Source organism: Dongia sp. P2_B8 (genome assembly GCF_056404715.1).
On sequence record NZ_JBFUDM010000001.1, the window covers coordinates 322,155 to 343,661 of the forward strand.

Annotated in this window: 13 protein-coding genes; 7 read left to right on the forward strand and 6 right to left on the reverse strand. The window is 62.2% G+C overall.

The genetic code is table 11. The features are described from left to right. Nucleotides 1–2 precede the first annotated feature (2 nt). From AC1DWZ_RS01415 to AC1DWZ_RS01430, 4 genes are all read right to left on the reverse strand, one after another. The gene (locus AC1DWZ_RS01415; RefSeq protein WP_477167075.1) at nt 3–557 is read right to left on the reverse strand and encodes a response regulator; all 555 of its coding nucleotides are present in this window, start codon (nt 555–557) and stop codon (nt 3–5) included. Then, nucleotides 554–3,970 (reverse strand): PAS domain S-box protein, encoded by a 3,417-nt coding sequence (locus tag AC1DWZ_RS01420; RefSeq protein WP_477167076.1) that lies wholly within the window; start codon nt 3,968–3,970, stop codon nt 554–556. Before AC1DWZ_RS01420 ends, AC1DWZ_RS01415 begins: the two co-directional genes overlap by 4 nt. An 8-nt stretch (nt 3,971–3,978) precedes the next feature. Further along, nucleotides 3,979–5,253 carry an ATP-binding response regulator gene (locus tag AC1DWZ_RS01425; protein ID WP_477167077.1) on the reverse strand — a complete coding sequence of 425 codons (1,275 nt, stop codon included), beginning with the start codon at nt 5,251–5,253 and terminating at the stop codon, nt 3,979–3,981. Nucleotides 5,254–5,414: 161 nt separating this feature from the next. Next, on the reverse strand, nt 5,415–6,428 hold the full coding sequence (locus tag AC1DWZ_RS01430) for an NAD(P)/FAD-dependent oxidoreductase (protein ID WP_477167078.1): 1,014 nt from the start codon (nt 6,426–6,428) through the stop codon (nt 5,415–5,417). A 124-nt stretch (nt 6,429–6,552) separates the two neighbouring features. On the opposite strand from AC1DWZ_RS01430, the gene tsaE reads away from it, so the two are divergent. The 7 genes from tsaE to AC1DWZ_RS01465 all read left to right on the forward strand — a co-directional run bounded on the left by tsaE (nt 6,553) and on the right by AC1DWZ_RS01465 (nt 19,293). Then, nucleotides 6,553–7,074, forward strand: coding sequence for a tRNA (adenosine(37)-N6)-threonylcarbamoyltransferase complex ATPase subunit type 1 TsaE (gene tsaE / locus AC1DWZ_RS01435; RefSeq protein WP_477167079.1), 522 nt, complete (start codon nt 6,553–6,555; stop codon nt 7,072–7,074). Next, entirely contained in the window at nt 7,071–8,099 is a 1,029-nt protein-coding gene (locus AC1DWZ_RS01440) for an aminoglycoside phosphotransferase family protein (protein ID WP_477167080.1), read from the forward strand. Before tsaE ends, AC1DWZ_RS01440 begins: the two co-directional genes overlap by 4 nt. A gap of 3 nt (nt 8,100–8,102) precedes the next feature. Then, entirely contained in the window at nt 8,103–8,849 is a 747-nt protein-coding gene (locus tag AC1DWZ_RS01445; protein WP_477167081.1) for a nucleotidyltransferase family protein, read from the forward strand. Nucleotides 8,850–8,880: 31 nt separating this feature from the next. Beyond that, the gene (gene addB / locus AC1DWZ_RS01450; RefSeq protein WP_477167082.1) at nt 8,881–11,943 is read left to right on the forward strand and encodes a double-strand break repair protein AddB; all 3,063 of its coding nucleotides are present in this window, start codon (nt 8,881–8,883) and stop codon (nt 11,941–11,943) included. Beyond that, nucleotides 11,940–15,521, forward strand: coding sequence for a double-strand break repair helicase AddA (addA, locus tag AC1DWZ_RS01455; protein ID WP_477167083.1), 3,582 nt, complete (start codon nt 11,940–11,942; stop codon nt 15,519–15,521). Before addB ends, addA begins: the two co-directional genes overlap by 4 nt. 152 nt (nt 15,522–15,673) lie before the next feature. Beyond that, nucleotides 15,674–15,994, forward strand: coding sequence for a thioredoxin TrxA (trxA, locus tag AC1DWZ_RS01460; RefSeq protein ID WP_477167084.1), 321 nt, complete (start codon nt 15,674–15,676; stop codon nt 15,992–15,994). Nucleotides 15,995–16,125: 131 nt separating this feature from the next. Beyond that, entirely contained in the window at nt 16,126–19,293 is a 3,168-nt protein-coding gene (locus AC1DWZ_RS01465; protein ID WP_477167085.1) for an adenylate/guanylate cyclase domain-containing protein, read from the forward strand. Between the two features lie 3 nt (nt 19,294–19,296). Here the strand turns inward: AC1DWZ_RS01465 and AC1DWZ_RS01470 are convergent, their stop codons facing one another. Further along, nucleotides 19,297–20,616 carry a bifunctional folylpolyglutamate synthase/dihydrofolate synthase gene (locus tag AC1DWZ_RS01470; protein WP_477167086.1) on the reverse strand — a complete coding sequence of 440 codons (1,320 nt, stop codon included), beginning with the start codon at nt 20,614–20,616 and terminating at the stop codon, nt 19,297–19,299. A gap of 5 nt (nt 20,617–20,621) precedes the next feature. Next, on the reverse strand, nt 20,622–21,482 hold the full coding sequence (accD, locus tag AC1DWZ_RS01475) for an acetyl-CoA carboxylase, carboxyltransferase subunit beta (RefSeq protein ID WP_477167087.1): 861 nt from the start codon (nt 21,480–21,482) through the stop codon (nt 20,622–20,624). Nucleotides 21,483–21,507: the final 25 nt, after the last annotated feature.

Consider the following 21,507-nt stretch of genomic DNA (forward strand, 5'->3'; position numbering starts at 1 on the left):
GACTAAAAGCTAAGCCTCGCCCCACCCAGAATGATGCCGAGCGCATCGATCAGCGTCTGTCGTGTTACCGTCGATTTGGTGAGATAACCGCTGATGTCATAGTGCATGCGCACGATCCGTTCCGGTGCGTGACCGGGCTGGCCGGTATGCAACAGCACCGGCAAGCCGCGCATCGCGGGAAGTGCACGGATTTCATCCAGCAAGGTCAGGCCGGCATCGGCGGTCTCCATGACGACGTCGAGCAGAACGAGATCGATCGCCTCCGTGCCCTCCAACAACAGCGTGCGCGCCTCGGCGGCTGAGTTGCAGTGACTGAGCTGGAGCGGCCGGCCATGAACCTTGACCATCATCAAAGCAAGGTCGACAGCACGGTGGACCTCGGCATCGTCATCGACCACCAGGATCGACCAGGGCAACACGGTGCCAGCCGCTGCGTCGGTTTCGTCCTCGGCCAGAAAATCGAGCGCGTCATCGTCCTTGTGCGGCTTCAGGCGCAACAGTACCCAGCGCGCTGTCCCGTCGATCTCGGTCGTTGGCAAGGATGGTTCGTCGGTCATGCCAACATCCCCTGTGCTTCGGCCATTGCAGACACTGGCGTCTTGCACGGCATGATGATCGTGAAGGTCGTGCCGACACCGACTTCGCTTGCGACTGCTATGGTGCCGGCCAGCATGTCGGCGACGATACTGTGGACGATATGCAAACCCAGGCCACTGCCGCCATGACCCAGTTTGGAGGTAAAGAATGGGTCGAAAATACGCCCCAGGACCGATGCCGCCATGCCGCTGCCGTCATCGCTGACCTCAAGGCGCAGATGAGTGTGGTCGACGAGCGCCGCCTTGATGCGAATGGTCCGCGGTCGATCCTTGACGGACACCTTATCTTTGGCAGATGCATCGCTGGGGAAGGCGTGAAGCAGGCTGTTGTTGATGAGATTGGTCAAGACCTGCCCGAGCGGACCCGGATAGGAATCGAGGACAATATCCGGCGGTACCGAAACCGTTGTCGTCACGGCACGGCGCTTCAGGCTGGGGTGCATCGTGGTCAGGATTTCATCAACCACTTCCGTGAGCTGAAACTGGCGGCGCTGGGAACTGGTCTGGTCGACCGCGACCTGTTTGAAACTTTGGATAAGGCCAGCGACCCGCTCGATATTCCGGTTGGCGATATCGACGCCGAGCTTGATCTGCTTGACGAAACTTTCCAGCATCGAGCGCGACAGCTTGCCGGCCATTTGCTGCTCAAACTCGCCGATGGCACCCACCAAAGTAGAAGAGGCGAGGCTGGCGTTGCCGACCGGCGTGCTGATCTCATGGGCGACACCTGCCACCAGGCTGCCGAGCGATGCCAGTTTCTCGGCACGCATCAAGCCTTCCATGGCAGATTTCAATTCGAAGGTTCGCTCCGTGACCAGCCGCTCCAAATCATCATTCAGGCGCCGCTGGGCTTCCTCGGTTTTCCGTCTTTCCGTAATATTTTCCACGATCGTCCATTTATAGTGTTCGCCATCCAGCCCGGGAACCAGAACGGTGGTGGTCGACACGGGGACCCGGGAGCCATCCTTGCACCGATATTCCTTTTCATAGGCCGGGATGAGGCCGGTTTCGCGCAGTGCGCGCAGTCGATCTGGTTCGATATCCAGATATTCGTCAGGGATCAGATCATAGCAGGTCAGCTTTTTAATCTCTTCGAGATCGTAACCGACGATATCCAGGAAGGCGGCATTGACCTCTAGATACCGGCCGTCCATGTTCTGAAGATTGATACCGAATGGACTGAGGGTGAAGAGAGCACGCAATTTCTCCTCTCCGGCCCGCACGATCTCCTGACGGCGCAACTGTTCGGTAATGTCATGCTGGACGCCAAGAACCCCTTTGACCTCGCCAGCTTCCGTGATGAGAGGTACCTTGTCAGTCTCGAACCATCGAATCTTTCCGTCTACTGCAGCGTATGAGCTGATCTGGTCCAGAATAGGTTGCGCAGTTGCAATGACTTGCCGGTCATCCTCGACAAGCGTCTTGGCATTGTCCCGCCAAATCATGTCGGCGTCCGTCTTGCCCACGATGTTGCCTGGATCGCCCTGTTCGGCGTCTTTGGCAAACTGCCGGTTCGATCCGATATAGACGGAATTCCGGTCCTTCCAGAAAACGCCTGACGGGATTGTGTCCAGTACCGACCGCAACATTTGCTGTGAGTCGCGTGCTGATTTTTCGCTTTCCAGGAATTCGGTGACATCGTGTTGAACGCCCAAGATGCCGATGACGTCACCATCCTGATCGAGCAACGGAGTCTTGGCAACATTCACCCAACGGACGCTGCCGTCGGGTTTCACAAAGAGCGCGGTGCGCGGTGCAGCCGGCTGCTTGCTGGCGACCAATTGCCGATCTGTTGCAAGGATGGTCTCGTTCTCTGCCAATTGCTCCGGGCTATGCCCACTCAATTGATCGTAGTCGGTCTTGCCGACAACCTCAGCCGGGTCGGTAAAGCCGTTGTCCAAGGCAAACTGGCGATTGCACCCAAGATAGACCGAATTCCTGTCTTTCCAAAAGACGTGAGATGGCACGGCATCCAGCACGGCCTGCAGCATGCGCCGAGATTCGCTGGCCGCCTGCTCAGCCTCGCGCAGATCGGTGACGTCGTGAACTGAGGTTAGAAGGGCTTGTTCGCCAGCATATTCGAAAATGCGTCCCCACAAGATGCATTGCCGTCTATCTCCGCCATGCCGGCTGATTTGCACTGGCATCGAACGCACTTCGCCATGGGCGCGCACTTGCCGCAGCATTTCATTGCGTTCGGCAAGGTCGACCCAGATGGAAAGATCGACGGTCGTCTTGCCGATCACGTCGGTGCGTCGATAGCCGGTAATCTGCTCGAACCCCGGATTGACGTCGAGAATGCGACCACTATCCAAGGCGGTGACCAGAATGGCATCCGGCGACTGCAAGAGGACGCGTGACAGAATATCCTCGGATTGCCGCAGGCGGGAGGCAACACGATTGCGTTCGGTAACGTCGGACGCCATGCCGAGGAAACCTGTGACCTGGCCGCGGGCGTCACGAATGGCGGTGACAGAGAGGAGGGCGGTCAGGCGACTGCCATCCTTGCGAATGTAGGTCCATTCGTCCTCATTGGCTTCACCGGCCAAGGTCTTGGCGATAAAAACCTCGAAGCCAGGGGCGATACTGCGTTGCATGTGATCTGACAGGATCTTTGCGCGCGCGATGACTTCTTCCGGATCATGAAACAAAATCGGACCGGTTTTGTTGACCAGCTCAGCCGCCTGGTAGCCAAGCATCTTTTCAGCGGCCCGATTGAAGAAGGTGATCTGACCATCGACGTCCGTCGCAATGACTGCATAAGCGGCGTTTTCGAGGATCGCCGCTTGGAGGGCGGAAGTTTCAGCCGCCTGCTGCTCCAGCGCGATTTTCTGCCGATTGACCGACGTCAAGGCGAGATAGCTGCACAATCCGCGTGTCAGCGCTGAATCGCTTGGTTTCCACGGTCGCGGCTTTCCGGTCTGCTCGAGGCTGAGCAGGCCGACATCTTTGCCGGATACCCGGATCACATGTTCGAGGACGGCCGTGATTCCCTGCGGCCGCAGATAGCTTTCGCGGACACCCTCAAGTCGCTGATCAGTCAGGGCGTCGTCGCTGGCAATCTGCGTGGCATTGCGCAGGATGGCGAGCTCCTCGGTGACATCGCTGCCCGATATCGCAATCTCGGCACAGAAACTGCGGGTCGTTCGGTCATAGCGCGCGATGCTGCGAAGCATGGCCTGATCGGGATCCAGCATCCAGACACTGATGTAGCGGACATCTGTCAGCCCGAGACAGCGTTCGCAGATGAGGGATGCGACCGCCTCGACATCGCCATTCTGAATGGCTGGCAGGCGTGCCAATTCGGCCAGAAATGCCACCGTCTCGGCGGAGACGGCGTCGGGCAGGCTGGAAGTTGTGGGCGCGGTGCTCACCGCCATCTCTAATGTGCGGCAGCAGGGAGAAGGAGATTGACGTGCGTGCCGCCGCCATCACGATCCTGAATCATGATACGGCCACCCATCATGGTCATCAGGTGCCGACAGATGGTCAGGCCCAGCCCCAAGCCACTGGCATCCTTGGTCAGGACTTCCTGGCCGATCGAGAAGGGCTCATCGAGATTTTCCTTGATCGATTTGGGAATGCCTGGACCGCGGTCGCTGATCGAAATACTGAGCGCACCGTCGCTATGACCCCAGCCGATCCCGATCGTTTGCCCGCGCGGCGAATAGCGCAGGGCGTTGCCAATGATATGACCGAGGACCTTGCTGAGCGAGCTTCGGTCGAGGTCGCAATGCAAGCCCTTGTCGCCCGTAACGACGTCGAGCTTCAGCCCCATCCTGGTCGCTTCCGTCATATAGAGTTCTTGCTGATAGTCGATCAGCTCCTGGATACAGACCGGTTCCCAGACCAGCTGGCGCTTGCGCGCATCAAGCTGGCTGAAGTCGAGAATGTCATCGACCAGGGACGAAAGTCGCCGGCCGGCTTCCAGAATGTCTTCGAGATAGGCTTGCGGAATGGGGCGATGCTCGTTGACTGCGCGCAACGACAGTTCGCTGAAGCCGACGATGGCGTTGAGCGGGGTGCGCAGTTCATGGCTGACATTGTTGAGAAAGCGGGACTTTGCCAAGGCGGCGGCCAAGGCGGCCTCGCGCTGCTCAAGATAATCGATGTTGAGAATTTCCAGGTCGCGCGTCAGGCGTTCGAGGCGCTGATTGGCCTCCTGCAGCTGCCGCAGCCGATCGAAGGCGCGCAAGGCCGTGGCGACCGACGTGAACAGGCGCGCGCGCGACAATTCGGCTTTGGTTCGATAATCGTCGATATCGTAATCGCGGATGACATCATGCTCGGGCGCATAGCCCGGATGGCCGGTGCGCAGGATGATGCGCGGCACGATGAGGCCCAGCGTGTCGCGAATGGTCCGGACCAGGCGCAACCCGGCATCATCCGATTCCATGACGACGTCGAGCAGGATCACGGCGATGTCGTTGGGGGCCGCCAGGATGCGCTCAGCTTCGGCCGCCGAATGGGCGTGCAGGAATTTGAGGCTGCGCCCCTGGATGATCTCATTCCCAAGGGCAAATTCGGTGGTGAGGTGAACGTCCGGATCGTCATCGACGATCAGGATTTGCCAAGGTGCCGGACGCGTCGGGTCTTCGCCGAAATCGTCGTCGGAGTCCGCTTTCGTATCGCTCTGACGTGAGACCGCCGTATTCAAGGTGGAAACCCTGCTTTGACAATACGTTAGGCAACGTCGCCCGACCGAACAAATGTTGGTCTTTCATCACCTTGGCAAAAGAATGTTAACGCCAAATAAATGCCGGTCACGCATCGGGAGTAGTGGGAAATGGTACCTAGTGCGTGACGCTGCCGCAACGATCAACTACCCGGAACGCCTTTCGAGGTCGAATACTCGAAATGGAGCGCTTCGCCCGGATGGACCAACGGATGCGCCGCATGGGCAGCCATGGCTGCCTCCGAGAAGCCGCACAGGATGAGCTTCAATTTGCCGGGATAGGTAGCGATATCACCGATTGCGAAAATACCGGGCGCGCTGGTGGCGCAGTTCTGCGGGTTGACCGCAATATGGTTGCGCTCAAGATTGAGGCCCCATTGCGCGATAGGGCCGAGATCCATGGCGAGCCCGAAGAACGGCAGCAACGTGTCTGCATCCAGCCGGCGGATATCGCCTTCCAAGGTCGCGACATTGACGGCCGAGAGTTGGCCCGACTGGCCTTCCAGACTGTGCAACTGATAGGGCACCACCAGCTCGACCTTGTCGGTCTTGGCCAGCGCCTCCATGCGGGCAACAGATTCCGGTGCGCCGCGGAATTTTGGGCGGCGATGGATGACATAGATCTTCTCAGCGAGGTCGGCCAAGGAGATCGTCCAGTCGAGCGCCGAATCGCCACCGCCGGCGATGACGATGCGCTTGCCGCGGAAATCCTCGCGCCGCTTCACCAGGTAGAAGATGCTCTTGCCTTCATATTCGGCGAGATGATCGAGCGGCGGGCGGTTGGGGCCGAAGGCGCCGCAGCCGGCCGCCACGATCACGGCCTTGGTGTCGATCTTGGTGCCCGTATTGGTTTCCACCAGCCAGCGGTCACCTGTTTGGGTCAGCTTTTCGACCTGCTGGCCAAGATGATAAGTCGGGTGGAAGGGCGCTGCCTGTTCCTCAAGTTTCTGGATGAGGGCTGCGGCGTCGATCGCGGGATAGCCTGGGATGTCGTAGATGGGCTTTTCCGGATACATGGCGACACATTGGCCGCCGGTGCTCTCAAGCGCGTCGATGACATGACAGCGCATTTTCAGCATGCCGCATTCAAATACCGCGAACAGGCCGACCGGCCCCGCGCCGATGATCACGACATCGGTTTGCTGAACTGCACTCATGACACCCTCCAAAATTCCCCGATCAATCCCGCGGGGCATCCTTTAGCACATTGTAATCAATGGGCAAATCCAGCACTGCAATGGCCGTTGCGGTGAGGTCGCCGGGCGGCTACAAACCGACGCCATGAAGCCAGTCGCGCCAGATATTCTGCTCGAAATCACTCTCGCCGATCCGGACAAAACCGGACGGTTCGCGGGTCTTTTGGCGCAAATCGTCAGATCCGGCGATATTCTGGCGCTGTGGGGCGATCTGGGGGTGGGCAAGACCACTTTTGCCCGCGGCTTTATCAGCGCCCTCGCGGAGACCCAAGAATCGGTGCCGAGCCCGACCTTTACCTTGGTGCAGACCTATCCCGCGACCATTGCCGGCGCGCCGGCCGAGATCTGGCATTTCGACCTCTACCGTCTCAAACGGGCGGAAGAGGCCTATGAGGTCGGCATCGAAGAGGCCTTTGACAGTGGTGTTTCCCTGATCGAATGGCCGGACCGGCTGGGCTCTCTCTTGCCACGCAAGCGCCTGGACGTGACTCTGGCGCCCGGCAAGGATGCCGAGTCGCGCCGCCTGACCCTGGCGGGCGGAACGGAATGGGCGGCGCGCCTGGCATCATTGAAGGCGTCGCTGAGCGGGGGAGTTGCGGGGATATGAACGGATCGACGATGGCGGCCGATGCCGCAGCGCGCCTGGCACGGCGCGATGCGTTCCTGGCACAGGCCGGGTGGGGCAAGGCGGACATCCGGCTGCTGGCCGGCGATGCCTCGTTTCGCCATTACGACCGGCTGAACCTGAATGGCCGCACGGCCGTGTTGATGGATGCGCCGCCGCCGATGGAAAATGTGCGCCCCTTCATCCGTATCGGCCGCCTGCTCAAGGGCCTCGGCTTCAGCGCGCCGGAGATTTATGCCGAGGATGCCGAAGCTGGCTTCCTGCTGTTGGAAGATCTCGGCGACCAGACCTATACCCGCGAGCTCGATGCCGGCGGCAATGCCGAAGAGCTCTATGCGCTGGCGACCGATGCGCTCGTCGCGCTGCATGGGGTGATGCCGCAGGCGGAGCTCGATACGCTGCCGGTCTTTGAAGATGCCCGTGCGCTCCGTGAGGTACAGCTGGTGCTGGACTGGTATTGGCCGGCGCATTTCGGCGTCCCGGCACCGGACGATGTTCGTGCCGACTTCGTGGCCGCGTGGAACCAGGTGTTGCCACAACGCGAGAAGGCACCGAAGAACATCGCCTTGTTCGATTTTCACGTCGACAACCTCCTCGTTCTCAAGGACCGCAAGGGGATCGCTGCCTGTGGCCTCCTTGATTTCCAGGATGCGGTGCTGGCGCCAGTGACGTTCGATCTCGTGTCCCTGCTGGAAGACGTGCGGCGCAATGTGCCCTGGGATCTGATGGACCGGATGATCGAGCGCTATCTCGCGGCCAATCCGGCACTCGATCGCAATGCTTACATGGCGGCCTATGCGATCATCGGCGCGCAACGCAACACCCGCATCGCCGGCACCTTCGCGCGGTTGTTGAAGCGCGATGGCAAACCCTGGTACCAGCGCTTCATGCCGCGGGTATGGGAACTGATCGCGCATGACATTCAGCACCCGGTGATGGCCCCGGTTGCCGCCTGGTATGCGCGGCATCTGCCACTTGCCGACCGCGTCGCTCTCAAGACCGAATAGAGGATGTCGATTTTGCCCAACTCCCACGTCAAAGTGCCGCGTACCGCCATGGTCATGGCAGCCGGTTACGGCACAAGGCTGCGGCCCTATACCGACACGGTTCCCAAGGCGCTGGTGCCGGTGCTGGGCGTGCCGATGCTCGATGTCGTGCTCAACCGGCTGCAGGCGGTGGGGGTAAAGCGGGTGGTGATCAATCTCCACCATCTAGGAGAGAAGATCCGGGACCATCTCAAGGGTCGGCGCGATCTCGACATCGTCTATTCCGAGGAAAGCGAGATATTGGAAACCGGTGGCGGCATCGTCAAAGCGCTGCCCTTGCTGGGCGATGAACCGTTCTATGCCGTTAACGCCAAGATCATCTGGCTCAACGGCAAGACCGATGCGCTGGAAAGGCTCGCGGCGAACTGGGACGATGCGCGCATGGACGCGCTGCTGCTGTTGCAGCCAACGGTGTCTGCCGTAGGCTATGACGGCAAGGGCGATTTCACCATGGACCAGGAAGGCCGCGTGCGCCGCCGCAACTCCTGGGCCGTGGCGCCGTTCCTCTATGCCGGCATCCAGATCTGCCATCCGCGCCTGTTCCGCGATCCGCCGCAAGGTGCATTTTCGACCAATGTCGTGTGGGACCGGGCGATCGAGGAAGACCGCCTCTTCGGTCTTCGCCATGACGGCGAGTGGTATCACGTCTCGACACCGCAGCACCTCCTTGATGTCGAGCGGCATTTGAGCTTCCACGGCATCAGATTCTAGGCCAAGCTCCCCTCCCGGAATAGGTGGGCTCATGGGGTTGTTCGACCGCGATTCGCGCATTTGCTGCATTCCGACCGGCGTCAGCTTCGTCGATGCGTTGGCGTTCGGATTGCTGCGCGAAACGGCGGGCGATCCGCTCAGCCTCAGTGCCATCACCATCCTGCTGCCCAATCGTCGTGCCTGCCGTGCGGTGCAGGAAGCGTTCCTGCGCTTGGGGGCGAGTGGCGGTCGCGCTCTCATGCTGCCGCGCCTGATGCCGCTCGGCGATCTTGACGAGAGCGAGCTGGGCCTGCAGGGCATCGCGCTCGATCTCTCGTTGGGCGAAGGCCTCGGCGATGAATTGCCGCCTTCCATGCCGGCCATGCGGCGGCATCTGCTCTTGGCGCAGTTGGTGCAGAAGGCAGCGGCGGCGACCTTGCCGGGCGGTGGCGACATRTCGTTCGACCAGGCGGCACGGCTTGCGGCCGAACTTGCGCGTCTTCTCGATCAGGTCGAAACCGAGCGGCTTGATTTTGCCGACATCCGCAATCTGGCGCCCGAGGAACTGGCCGCGCATTGGCAGCTGACCCTCCAGTTTCTCGATATCCTGCAGCAGAATTGGCCGGAGATTCTCAAAGGCGAAGGCGCTGTCGACGCCGCGAAGCGCCGCAACATGCTGCTGGAACGGCAGTGCCGCCTGTGGCGTGAACGGCCACCGCAGCATCCCATCATTGCGGCGGGTTCGACCGGCTCGATCCCCGCCAGCGCCGATCTCATCGCCACCATTGCCGGACTGCCGCAGGGTCTTGTGGTCCTGCCGGGCCTCGACAGCACGGCGGACAATAAGATCTGGGACGAGATCGTCCTGGATCCTGCCCATCCGCAATTCGGCTTGGCGCACTTGCTGGATCGACTGGAGATCACACCGGATGCCGTGTGGTCGTGGCCGCATACCCTGCCAGAGGGACCGCAGCGGTCAGCACCGCCGACCCGCAACCGCATCGTCAGTGCCGCTTTGCTGCCGGCGGACGTGACGAGCGATTGGCCCGCCATCGCCGATGCCTTGAAAAAGCCGACGGGAATAGCGCAATTGGCCTGGCACGACGTGCAGCGCATCGATTGCCGCACGGAGCAGGAAGAGGCTGGCATCATCGCCTTGAGATTGCGCGAGGCCGTGGCGCAGCCGGCGCCTTATCGTGCGGCGCTGGTGACGCCAGATCGTGGCCTTGCGCGCCGGGTCGCTGCGGAACTGCGGCGCTGGGGCATTGTCATCGATGATTCCGCCGGCACGCCCTTGCCGATGACAAGCCCTGGCCTGTTCTTTCGCCTGATTGCCGAGGCCATGGCGGAACAGCTGGCGCCGGTGCCGCTTCTGGCCCTGCTGAAACATCCCCTGGCGGCGGCTGGCCTGCCACACGCGACCTTTCAGCAGCAGGTACGCGTGCTGGAGCGCAAGGTTCTGCGCGGGCCACGGCCCGCACCGGGTTTGAACGGTTTGGAAGAGGCTTTTGCCGCGGCCGAACTTCATGAAGGGGCGGATCGACAGGCCGTGCGCGCGATCCTCGACCGGCTTACCGATTTGCTGTCGGCGTTTGCGGATTGGCATCAGCCTATGCCTTTGGCCGACAGGCTCTCCGCGCATATCCGCCTCGCCGAAGCCTTGGCGGCGCGGCCGGAAGGGGAGGGCAGTCTTTTTCTGTGGCAAGGCGAGGCGGGCGAGGCGCTCGCCGGTTTTGCGTCTGAGATGTTGCAGGCAGCGCGCGGCATGGCATCGATCGATGCGGCCAGCTACGCGGCGCTGATCACAGAATTGATGACCAGCGTCGACGTGCGGCCGCGCTTTGGCCTGCACCCACGCCTTTTCATCTGGGGCCCCTTGGAAGCGCGCTTGCAACAAGTCGATCTCATGGTGCTGGGTGGCCTCAACGAAGGTATCTGGCCCGGCGATGTGGCGATCGATCCCTGGCTCAGCCGTCCGATGCGGCAAAAGTTCGGCCTGCCCTCGCTGGAACGCAAGATCGGTCTCGCGGCCCATGACTTCCAGCAGGCATTGGGTGCACCGCGCGTGGTGATGACGCGCGCGCAACGCGTCGGTGGCAAGCCGAGCGTGCCGTCGCGCTGGTTGCTGCGCCTTGACGCTTTCCTCCGTGCCTTGGGCATCGTCGAGCCGATCGATGGCCCCAGCCAATATCGCGGTTGGCAGGCGCGGCTCGATTGGCTGACAGGTGTTGCTGCGATCGGCCGTCCGGCACCGAAGCCTGGCGCCAGATACCGGCCGGATCGGTTGCCGGTCACCGACATCGAAAAATGGATGCGCGATCCTTATGTGCTGTATGCGCGGCGCATCCTGAAGCTGAAGCCGCTCGACCCCTTGGATCAGGATGCCGGTGCGGCCGATCTTGGCAATCTGTTCCATGGCATTCTCGATCGCTTCCTGCGGGACAACCCGCTGCCATTGCCGCCGGATGCTGAACCGCGGCTCATCAAGGTGGGTGAGGAGGAATTCCAGCAGCATATGTCGCGACCCGCCGTCTGGGCGTTCTGGTGGCCGCGCTTTTGCCAGATGGCAAGCTGGTTCGTTGCGGAAATGCGTGCCCGTGAAGGCAATCTTGCGCGCATCGTGACGGAGAGCACGGGTGAGATGATACTCGACAAAGTGTCGCCGCCCTTCACGCTCACCGCCAAGGCAGATCGCCTGGATGTGCGGCGCGATGGCGCACTGGTGATCATTGATTACAAGACCGGCCGGCCGCCCAATCCGCGCGATGTTGTCCTTGGTTTCTCGCCGCAACTGCCGTTGGAGGCCGCGATCGCCTGGCAAGGCGGTTTTAAAGACATTCCAGCAACGCTGGTTGCCGGGTTGGAGTTCTGGCACCTCAAAGGTGGCCGCGATGGATCTACAATCGTACCCATCAAGGATCCAGAAACGAAATCCGATGCCGACCCGATGGTGTTGGCTGATGACGCCTATCAGGGGCTCATGGAACTGGTGCAGTATTATAGCAGCGACGATGCCGCCTACATGGCAGCACCTCGTGAATCCTTTGCCCTCGTCTTCAACGATTATGCCCATCTCGCCCGTTATGCCGAATGGTCGAACGAGGGCGAGGCATGACGGCGGGCACATCAGAATCGCCGACCGCGCTTGCTACCCGTGACCAGCGCCGCGCAGCGGATCCCGCTTTGTCGACCTGGGTCTCGGCGTCTGCCGGTTCCGGCAAGACCAAGGTGCTGCGTGACCGTGTGTTGCGGCTGCTGCTGGAAGGGGCAAGGCCGGAGCGCATCCTGTGCCTCACCTTCACCAAGGCGGGTGCGGCGGAAATGGCGAACCGTGTTGCGACCACCTTGGCGGAATGGGCCTCGATACCGGATGCCGATCTCCAGAGACAGTTGCGGGAACTGGTCGGTATTGATGTCGGCCTGACCCCGCTCAAATCGCGTGCGCGTGGTCTCTTTGCCAAGGTGCTGGATGCACCGGGTGGCATGCGGATCGAGACCATCCATGCCTTCTGCCAATCGCTGTTGCGCCGCTTTCCGCTGGAAGCGGGGATCGCACCGCATTTCCGCCTGATTGAAGAGCGGGATTCGGATGCGCTGCTGTTCAATGCACGCGAAGCGATGCTGAGTGCAGCAAGGACGGGCACCAATCCTGCCTTGGCCGCGGCTCTCGGGCATCTTGCCGAGCGCGCTGGGGAATTCACCAGTGACCGGGTGCTGGGCGATCTCCTGGGCCAACGCGCCAAGCTCATTGCCCTGCAGCGGCGCATGGGCGGCATTGCTGGCTATCGCCATGCCCTGGCGCGCCTGCTGCGCATCGATCCGGACAGCAGCCGCGAAACGATCCTGTCCAAGGCGGTGATCGAGGCGGCGTTCGATGGTACAGCGTTACGTGCCGTCGTTGCGGCTCTGCTGTCGGGCTCGGAGACCGATATCAAGCGCGCCGATGTGATGGCGTCTTGGTTGGCCGGGGCCGTTGCCGATCGCGCGGCGAGTTTCGATGCCTATGTTGCTGTGTTTTTCACCAAGGAAGGTGACGTCCGCAAGAATCTGGCGACGGCCAAGGCGGTCAAGATCATGCCCGATGCCAAGGAAGTCATGGCGCGGGAGGCCGAGCGGCTGACCCAGATCGTTGCGCAACTGCATGCTGTCGAGATTCTGGCCGACTCAAGCGCCCTGATGACATTGGGTCTCGATCTTATGGAACGGTTCCGAGGCCTGAAGGCGCTGACGGCGGCGCTCGATTTCGACGATCTCATCCTGACCACGCGCGATCTGCTGGCGCGGCCCGGGATTGCTCCCTGGGTGCTCTACAAGCTCGATGGCGGTATCGATCATGTGCTGATCGATGAGGGGCAGGATACGAGCCCGGTGCAATGGGATATTCTGAAGTCTCTCACCGAGGAACTCATCTCCGGCAAAGGTGCGGAACGACGCGCGGAGGCCAGCAAGGTTGCGGAGAAGCCGCGCTCGATCTTCGCAGTCGGCGATTTCAAGCAGTCGATCTTCAGCTTCCAGGGTGCTGAGCCGCGCGCGTTTCTGGATGCGCGAGATCATTTCGATACGCAGTTGACGCGTCCGCATGACAAGACGGACACCAGGACACCGTTCGAGAACATCAAGTTGAATGTCTCGTTCCGCTCCAGCCCCGCGATCCTGTCCGTCGTCGACCGGGTCTTCGCCGGCGATGCCAGCCAGGGCGTGATGGAGCCAGGAGCCGGGCCGATACAGCATTTGGCATCGCGCGGTGGTGCGGCCGGCCTGGTCGAGGTCTGGCCGCTTTCCATTCCCTTGGATGCCACGATCCCGTTGCCCTGGGCGACGCCGGCCATCGATCCCAATCCGACAGATCCAATCACGCGACTGGCTGCTGCCATCGCCGGGAAGGTAGCGGCGCTGATCCGCAGCAGTGAGATCCTGCCGGCGCGCGGACGGCCGATCCGTGCCGGGGATATCCTGGTGCTGGTGCGTTCGCGCAACGCCTTCGTGCCGGCTTTGGTGAGGGCCTTGAAGGCGCAAGGGGTTGAGGTTTCCGGCATCGACCGGTTGAAGTTGCTATCCGAGCTTGCGGTGCGGGACATTCTCTCCTTCGTCGATTTCCTGCTGTTGCCGGAAGATGATCTCAATCTGGCAGCCTTGCTGAAGTCACCGCTCATTGGCTTGGATGAAACCGAATTGTTCGACCTTTGCGTGGAGCGCGGAACCTCGAGCCTGTGGGAGGAGTTGGGCCGGGTAGCCGCCAAGTCACCACGTCACCGCGCCATTCATGATCGCCTCAGCGATTACCGCGCACGTGCCGACCGGTTGACCCCCTATGAATTGCTGGCGGATCTCCTCTCCGCGGGCGGTGGACGCAAGCTTCTGTTCGCACGTCTTGGCCTGCAGGTCGGCGAGGCGATTGACGAACTCCTCAACCTTGCTCTTGGCTTCGAGCAGAACAACGCGCCGTCGCTGCAAGGCTTCCGGCATTGGCTCGAGGTCAGCGAGGCGGAAGTGAAGCGCGAACTCAGCGACGATGGCGGCGGGCAGGTGCGGATCATGACAGTGCACGGCGCCAAAGGGCTGCAGGCGCCGATCGTCTTCGTTGCTGAACAAAGGCGGCAGAAGCCGAACCGGCCGGGTCTCTTCTGGCTGGGCGAAAGGATGGATCTGCCGGCGTTGGAAATTCCCGTCTGGGTCGCACGGCGCGAGCTCGATGTTGAGGTCACTGCCTCTGCACGGGGCGAAGTTGACCGGCGCGGGCAGGAGGAGGAGAATCGGCTCCTTTATGTGGCGCTGACACGCGCTGAAGATCGGCTCTATGTGTGCGGCTGGCGTGGCGACCGGAACTCGGCCCAGGCGAGCTGGCACGATCATGTGTCGGACGCGCTCACTGACATGTTGCGGCTGGGTGATCCTGGCCTGCGCCAGGGCGCCAGCGATTGGCGTGGCGAAGAAGGGTGGGATGGCGATTGGCTGCAGGTGACGACGCCGCAGCAGGACGCACCACGCGACATGGCGGCGAAATCCGGTTTGCCGCTCGACCTCACATTGCCCTACCTGGATTGGGCATTGCAGCCGGCGGAAGCTGAACCCGATCCGCCGCGCCCGCTCATTCCCTCGCGCCCCAGCAGCGAGGCCGGAACGGCAGAGAGCGGCGGTCCGCTGCTCTCGCCCTTGGGGCGTGATCAGGGTTTCCGCTTTCAACGCGGCTTGGTCATTCACAAGCTCTTTCAATTGTTGCCCGATCTGCCTGTCGCCGAACGGCGCAGCGCGGCGCGGCGTTGGCTCGGCGCCATCAACCGGCCGAGCGGATTGCTGGCGACGGATGCCGCCTTGGACGAGTTGGTGGCCGAGGTCATGGCCGTTCTCGAAGATCCGCGATTCGCCCATGTCTTCACGCCTCTGTCGCGCGCCGAAGTACCGATCGTCGCTGAATTGCTGGGAAAAGACGGACGCAGCCAGGTCGTCAGCGGGCAGATCGACCGGCTGCTGGTGACGGCAACCGACTGCCATATCGTCGATTTCAAAAGTAACCGACCGCCAGCCATGCAGCCGGAGCAGGTCTCAAAACAATATCTCCGGCAGCTGGCTCTTTACCGCGCTGCGATCATGGGAATTTATCCAAACCATACAGTCTCTTGCTATCTGCTTTGGAGCGCCGAGCCACGGCTGATGGCGATCCCGGATGCGGCTCTGGAGAGTTATGCGTCCTGAGCAGCCCTGCCGATTTGTGCGGTTGCCTCACCTTGACGCTGCCTCCAGGCGTCCATAGATTCACCCCATACGAAGCTTCACTAATAAGCATCGTTCATGTGTAGAATTGGACGGCCGATACTCTTGGCAAGTCCTTTGGGAAGGAAGACGGGATGAGCACGACCCACGTTAGCGACGCGAGCTTCGACACCGACGTCCTGAAGTCCACGCAGCCGGTGCTGGTCGACTTCTGGGCGGAATGGTGCGGCCCGTGCAAATCGATTGCACCGGCGCTGGAAGAGATCGCGCAGGAATTGGACGGCAAGCTGAAAGTCGTGAAGGTCGACATCGACCGCAACGCAGCGACGCCGAAGAAATATGGTATCCGTGGCGTGCCCACCTTGATGCTGTTCAAGGACGGTCAGGTTGCGGCCACCAAGGTCGGTGCCGAACCGAAGCGCAAATTGCTCGACTGGGTGAACTCGGTCATCTGACCGCGCATCCATCGCGATCGACAGCCCCGCCCGGCCCTGCCGCGGCGGGGTTTTCTTTTGCCGGTTGCCGGTCGGTGGCGTCAGGCGCAATCTAGTGTCTGCACGGATGTGCTGCAAAATTGGGACAGGCCATGCGTTGTGCTGCCTGCGCTGTCGAAAACAAAGCGGGACGACAATTCTGCGCTGCTTGCGGCGCAGCACTCCCGCGCGCGTGCGTTGCATGCGGATTTGCCAATGACAGCGGCGATGCCTTTTGTGGCGGTTGCGGCCGCGACCTTCGCCGCCAGACACCGGTAACCGAGGAGGCGGCGGAACGACGTCCGGTCAGCGTCATGTTCGTCGATCTCGTTGGTTATACCGCGCTGGTGCAAAGGGTCGACCCGGAAGAGACCCATGCGCTGCTGGCCCGCTTCTTCGCCATGGCCGACGAGATCATCCTGCAGTTCGGTGGGCGCATCGACAAGCATATGGGCGACAATGTCATGGCCCTGTTCGGCGCGCCGGTGGCGCATGGCGACGACCCGCAACGTGCCGTCAGCGCCGCGCAGGCCATCCACGAGGCGATGCCGGGCCTGTCGGCCACAATCGGCCAGGAACTGTCAGTCCATATCGGCGTGGCAGTGGGCGAGGTCCTGGCAAGTGGCCTGGGCAGCGCCGCGCACAGCACCTATACGGTCGTCGGTCAAGCCGTCAACCTCGCCGCCCGGCTGATGGAACTGGCTGGCTCGGGCGAGACCCTGATATCGTCGGAAATCGCCCAGCACCTCACCCAAAGCCATGAGACCGAAGCGTGCGGCGAACAGATGATCAAGGGGCTGCCGAACCCGGTCGCGGTCTACCGTGTGGGCGCACCGCTGGTCGCCCAGAAGGGCCACCGCCCCATCGTTGGCCGCCGGTCCGAGATTGCCCAGATTGATACGATGCTGTCTGCCTGCCGGAACGATAGCAAAGGTGCTGCGCTGCTGATCCGGGGTGTCCCCGGAATCGGCAAGTCGCGGCTGACGGAAGAAGTGATACGCCATGCCCGCCGACGCGGCTTCCATGCGATCGTCGTGCGTATTCTCGATTTTGGTGCCGGCGCCGAGCGTGATCCACACCGGCAATTGGCCCGCGCCCTGGTGGAAGTGTCCGGCGGTCTTGACCATCTCGATCCATTGCAGCTGGCGCTGGTTGCATCTCTCCTTGATCGGCCGCTCGATCCAGACCAGCAGCGGCGGCTGGAAGCAATGAGCCACGCGAACCGTCATGCCGTCCGGGCCCAGGCGCTGGCTGCCTTGCTAATTACTGCGGCAGCGAAGCAGTCCATGCTGGTGGTGATCGAAGATATTCATTGGGCCGATGCCAATTTCATGGCGACCCTGGCCGTCATAGCGGATTGTGTGGCGGCAGCCTCTGCCATGCTGCTCATGACCAGTCGTATCGATCCGGATCCGATCGATGCCAGCTGGCGTGCCAATCTGCGCGTCGGTCACGTTATCACGATCGACCTGGCGCCGATCTCGGAAGGCGAGGCGCTGGAGATGTCGCGGCATATTGCTGTCACGCTCGACGAATTTGCCCACCATTGCGTGGCGCGGGCGGAGGGAAATCCGCTCTTTCTCGAGCAATTGCTGCGCAACCGCTTGAGCGGGGATGCCGACGACCTGCCGGATTCGCTGCAGAATGTTGTGCTGGCGCGCCTCGACCAGTTGCCGGAAAGCGAGCGCGCGGCATTGCAGGCGGCCTCCATTCTGGGGCAGCAGTTCAGTGGCGCGGATCTGGCACGACTGCTGGACCGCGCGCATGTCGATGCGACCTCCATGCTGCGGCGCCAGCTTCTGCGCCCGGTGCCGGGCGGCTTCCTCTTCGCTCATGCGCTGATCCATGATGGGATCTACTCCGCGCTGACCCGGGAGCGCCGTCGCGCGCTCCACCGCAAGGCGGCAGACCTTTATGTGGCGGAGGACCCGATCCTCCATGCCGAACATCTCGACCGGGCCGAGGTCGAAGAGGCGGCCGATGCTTATCGCCGCGCCGCCGAGCACGAAGCGTCGTTCCATCACCTCGATCGCGCCGCCCGGCTGGCAGCACGCGGCTTGGCCCTTGCGCGCAGCGCACGGGATCGGTGTCAGCTGGGCCTGGCCGCCGGACGACGCCACCTCGACATCGGCGAGGCGCAGATGGCGCGCAATGCCTTTGAGATCGCGCTGGGCGCCGAACCGGAACCACTTGATCGCTGCTGCATCTTGATCGGCCTGGCTGCCTGCGACCGGCAGTTAGGCGACATCGAGAAGGCCCTGGCCTGCCTCGCCGCGGCCGAGCCGATCGCTACTGCCGAAGACCAGGCCGCCCTCCTGGCCGAGATCAGCTATCTCCGCGGCAATCTCCATTTTGCACGCGGCCTAGCGGATGATTGCCTGGCTGCACATACCGTGGCACTGGACGCGGCGCGGCGGGCAGGTCAACCGGAATGGCTGGCGCGGGCGGAAAGTGGGCTTGGCGATGCCTATTACCTGCAGGGCCATTATGGGCTGGCACAGCAGCATTTCAGAGCTTCGGTCGAGACCGCAGAGGCGGCCGGCCTGCTGCGCATCCTGCCGCCCAACCGCGGCATGATCGGCAATTGCCATGTCTTCTATTGCCGGTTTGATGAGGGCCTGAAAGATGTCGAAGCCGCACGCCTTGCCGGTCTTCGCGTCGGCGATCGCTTTGGCGAAATGTTCGGTCTTGAATCTGCGGCCTTTATCCTGATGGCGGCCTGGCGTTGGAAGGAGGCGGCGATATCGGCACGGGCCGCCATGAATCTCGCCATCGAGATCGGCGCGAGGCGCTACGAGTCCATTACCGCCATCATCCTGGCGATGAGCCTGATGGATGCGGGCGAGGTGGCGGAAGCGGAGGCACTCTCGCAACGTTCCGAAGCGCTATCGTTGGAAACGGGTGTCGGTTTCGCCGGCGCCCTGATCATGAGTATCCGCGCCAATATCCTGGGCGCGCAACCGGCGGCGAACGAGGCGATCAACCGGGGCGAGGATCTGTTGCGCCAGACCAACATGGCGCACAATCACATCTTCTTCCGGGGATTTGCGATCGATTGGGCGATGCGCGTGGGTGAATGGGACCGGGTCGAACGCTATGCTGGCGATCTTGCGCAATTCACGGCAGCCGACCCGCTGCCCTATGTCGACATGATCGTCGACCGGGCGCGCTTGCTGGCACGGTTATCGCGCAACCCGTCGGATGGCAGGGCCCGCCAGCAGCTCGCGACGCTGGCTGCGTTGGCAAAGGAACAGGACTTCCGGCTCAGCTTTCCGGACTGACGCTCAGTCGTTCTCGGCGAGCACGGTGCCGGCCAGATAGAGCGAGCCGCAGATGAGCACGCGGCGCGGTTCAGTGCTGCCGCCATGGGCATCGACCAGGGCGCGCAAGGCGGCCTCGACGGAGTGATAGCCTTGGCTCAGCAGCCCGACCTCGGCGCCAGCGGTGACGCAATCCTCGACCGACAGGCTGGCGTGATCGCCTGGAATGGCGACGGCCGCCATATCCTCGGCATGGGGCGCCAACTGCTTCAGGAAGGCGACCGGGTCCTTGGTGTTGAGCATGCCGAAGATGAGATGTGCCGGCTTGCCGTCCTGGGCACGCCAATCGGCCAGCATAGCGGCGATGACCTCGCCGGCTTCGGCATTATGCCCACCATCCAACCACAATTCCCATTTGCCGTCTTTTGGGAGCATGTCGACCAGTGGGCCTTTGACCAGGTGCTGCATGCGTGCGGGCCAGGTGACGTTGCGCAGGCCCTCCGCGATATGAGCGTCGGTGATCTTGAAACCATCGAGGACCGCCGTGGCGGCGATGGCGCAACCGGCATTGCGGAACTGGTGCCGGCCGGCAAGGCCGGGTGCCGGATAGACACGCGGACCGCGGCTGTCGGTGAAGCGCAAGGCATTCTTCAAATCGCCGTCGCACTGCCATTCGCGCCCGAAGCGATGCATCGGCACGTTGAGTTCGGTGGCCTTGGCCTCGAACACGGCCATAGCTTCATCGGGCTGCGGCGAGACGATCGCCGGGCGGCCCTGCTTCATGATGCCGGCCTTGGCCTTGGCGATGAGCGTGAGGGTGTTGCCGAAGAACTGCATATGGTCGAAGGAGATCGGCATCAGCACGGTGGCGATCGGCTGGTCGATCACATTGGTGGCATCGAATTCGCCGCCCACGCCGGTCTCCAGCAGCACGATATCGGCCGGTTCCCGCGTAAAGGCGAGGAAGGCCGCCACGGTCGTGATCTCGAAGAAGGTGATCGGCACGCCGCCATTGGCATGCTCGCATTCTTCCAGCAGCGAAATCAGCAAATTCTCGTCGATGAGCTTGCCGTTCAAGCGGATGCGTTCATGAAAGCGCACCAGATGCGGCGAGATATAGACATGGACGCGGTAGCCGGCAGCTTCCAGGATCGACCGCAGGTAGGCGATGACCGAGCCCTTGCCATTGGTGCCAGCGACATGGATCACCGGGGGCAATTGGCGCTCAGGGTGCCCCACGGCCGCGAGCAGGCGCTGCGTCCGCTCAAGCTCCAGGTCGATGAGCTTGGGATGCAGCTTGGTCAGACGTTCGAGAACGATGTCGCTGGTCGGACTTTTCGCCATGAATTTTAGGCCGCAGCCGGCCTCTTGGTCAGCAGCGAGATGACACGGCCGATCTGCTCGCGCAGGTCCTTGCGCGCAATCACGAGATCGATGATGCCGTGTTCGAGCAGATACTCGGCGCGCTGGAAGCCCTCGGGCAGCTTCTCGCGGATGGTTTCCTCGATCACGCGGGCGCCGGCAAAGCCGATCTGGGCGCCGGGCTCGGCGATCTGTATGTCACCCAGCATGGCGAAGGAAGCTGAGACGCCGCCCGTGGTGGGGTCGGTCAGCAGGACGATGAAGGGGAGGCCGGCTTCCTTGACCTGGTCGACGGCGATGACCGAGCGCGGCATCTGCATAAGCGAGAGAATGCCTTCCTGCATGCGCGCGCCACCTGACGCCGGGACAGCAACGAGCCCGGCCTTGCGGCTCACGGCGAGGCCCGCGGCAGCCACCAGACCTTCACCCACCGCCATGCCCATGGAGCCGCCCATGAACTCAAAATTGAAGGCGGCTACCACCACGTCGGCCCCGGCCATGGTGCCATAGGCGACGACGATGGCATCCTGCTCCTCGGACTTGGCCTGCGCCTCCTTGAGGCGGTCGGCATAGCGCTTGCGGTCTTTGAACTTCAGGGGGTCGATGGCGACCTTGGGCAGTTCGATGCGCTCATACTTGCCCTCGTCGAACATGAGTTCGAGGCGCGTCTTCACATCGATGCGCATGTGATGGCCGCAATGGGTGCAAACGCGCTGATTGGCGTCAAGCTCGCGGTGGAAGATCATCTGGCCGCAGGCCGGGCATTTGTCCCACAGATTTTCCGGGACATCGGTCTTCTGGACCAGCTTGCGGATCTTCGGCCGGACGAAATTGGTGAGCCAGCTCATCTTGTTGTTCTCCGATCAGGCCAGT

Excerpts from the sequence above, each read along its gene's own strand:
- AC1DWZ_RS01415 (WP_477167075.1), bottom strand. The coding sequence starts at position 557 with ATGACCGACGAACCATCCTTGCCAACGACCGAGATCGACGGGACAGCG.
- AC1DWZ_RS01430 (WP_477167078.1), bottom strand. The coding sequence starts at position 6,428 with ATGAGTGCAGTTCAGCAAACCGATGTCGTGATCATCGGCGCGGGGCCG.
- tsaE (WP_477167079.1), top strand. The coding sequence starts at position 6,553 with ATGAAGCCAGTCGCGCCAGATATTCTGCTCGAAATCACTCTCGCCGAT.
- AC1DWZ_RS01440 (WP_477167080.1), top strand. The coding sequence starts at position 7,071 with ATGAACGGATCGACGATGGCGGCCGATGCCGCAGCGCGCCTGGCACGG.
- AC1DWZ_RS01445 (WP_477167081.1), top strand. The coding sequence starts at position 8,103 with ATGTCGATTTTGCCCAACTCCCACGTCAAAGTGCCGCGTACCGCCATG.
- addA (WP_477167083.1), top strand. The coding sequence starts at position 11,940 with ATGACGGCGGGCACATCAGAATCGCCGACCGCGCTTGCTACCCGTGAC.
- trxA (WP_477167084.1), top strand. The coding sequence starts at position 15,674 with ATGAGCACGACCCACGTTAGCGACGCGAGCTTCGACACCGACGTCCTG.
- AC1DWZ_RS01465 (WP_477167085.1), top strand. The coding sequence starts at position 16,126 with ATGCGTTGTGCTGCCTGCGCTGTCGAAAACAAAGCGGGACGACAATTC.
- AC1DWZ_RS01470 (WP_477167086.1), bottom strand. The coding sequence starts at position 20,616 with ATGGCGAAAAGTCCGACCAGCGACATCGTTCTCGAACGTCTGACCAAG.
- accD (WP_477167087.1), bottom strand. The coding sequence starts at position 21,482 with ATGAGCTGGCTCACCAATTTCGTCCGGCCGAAGATCCGCAAGCTGGTC.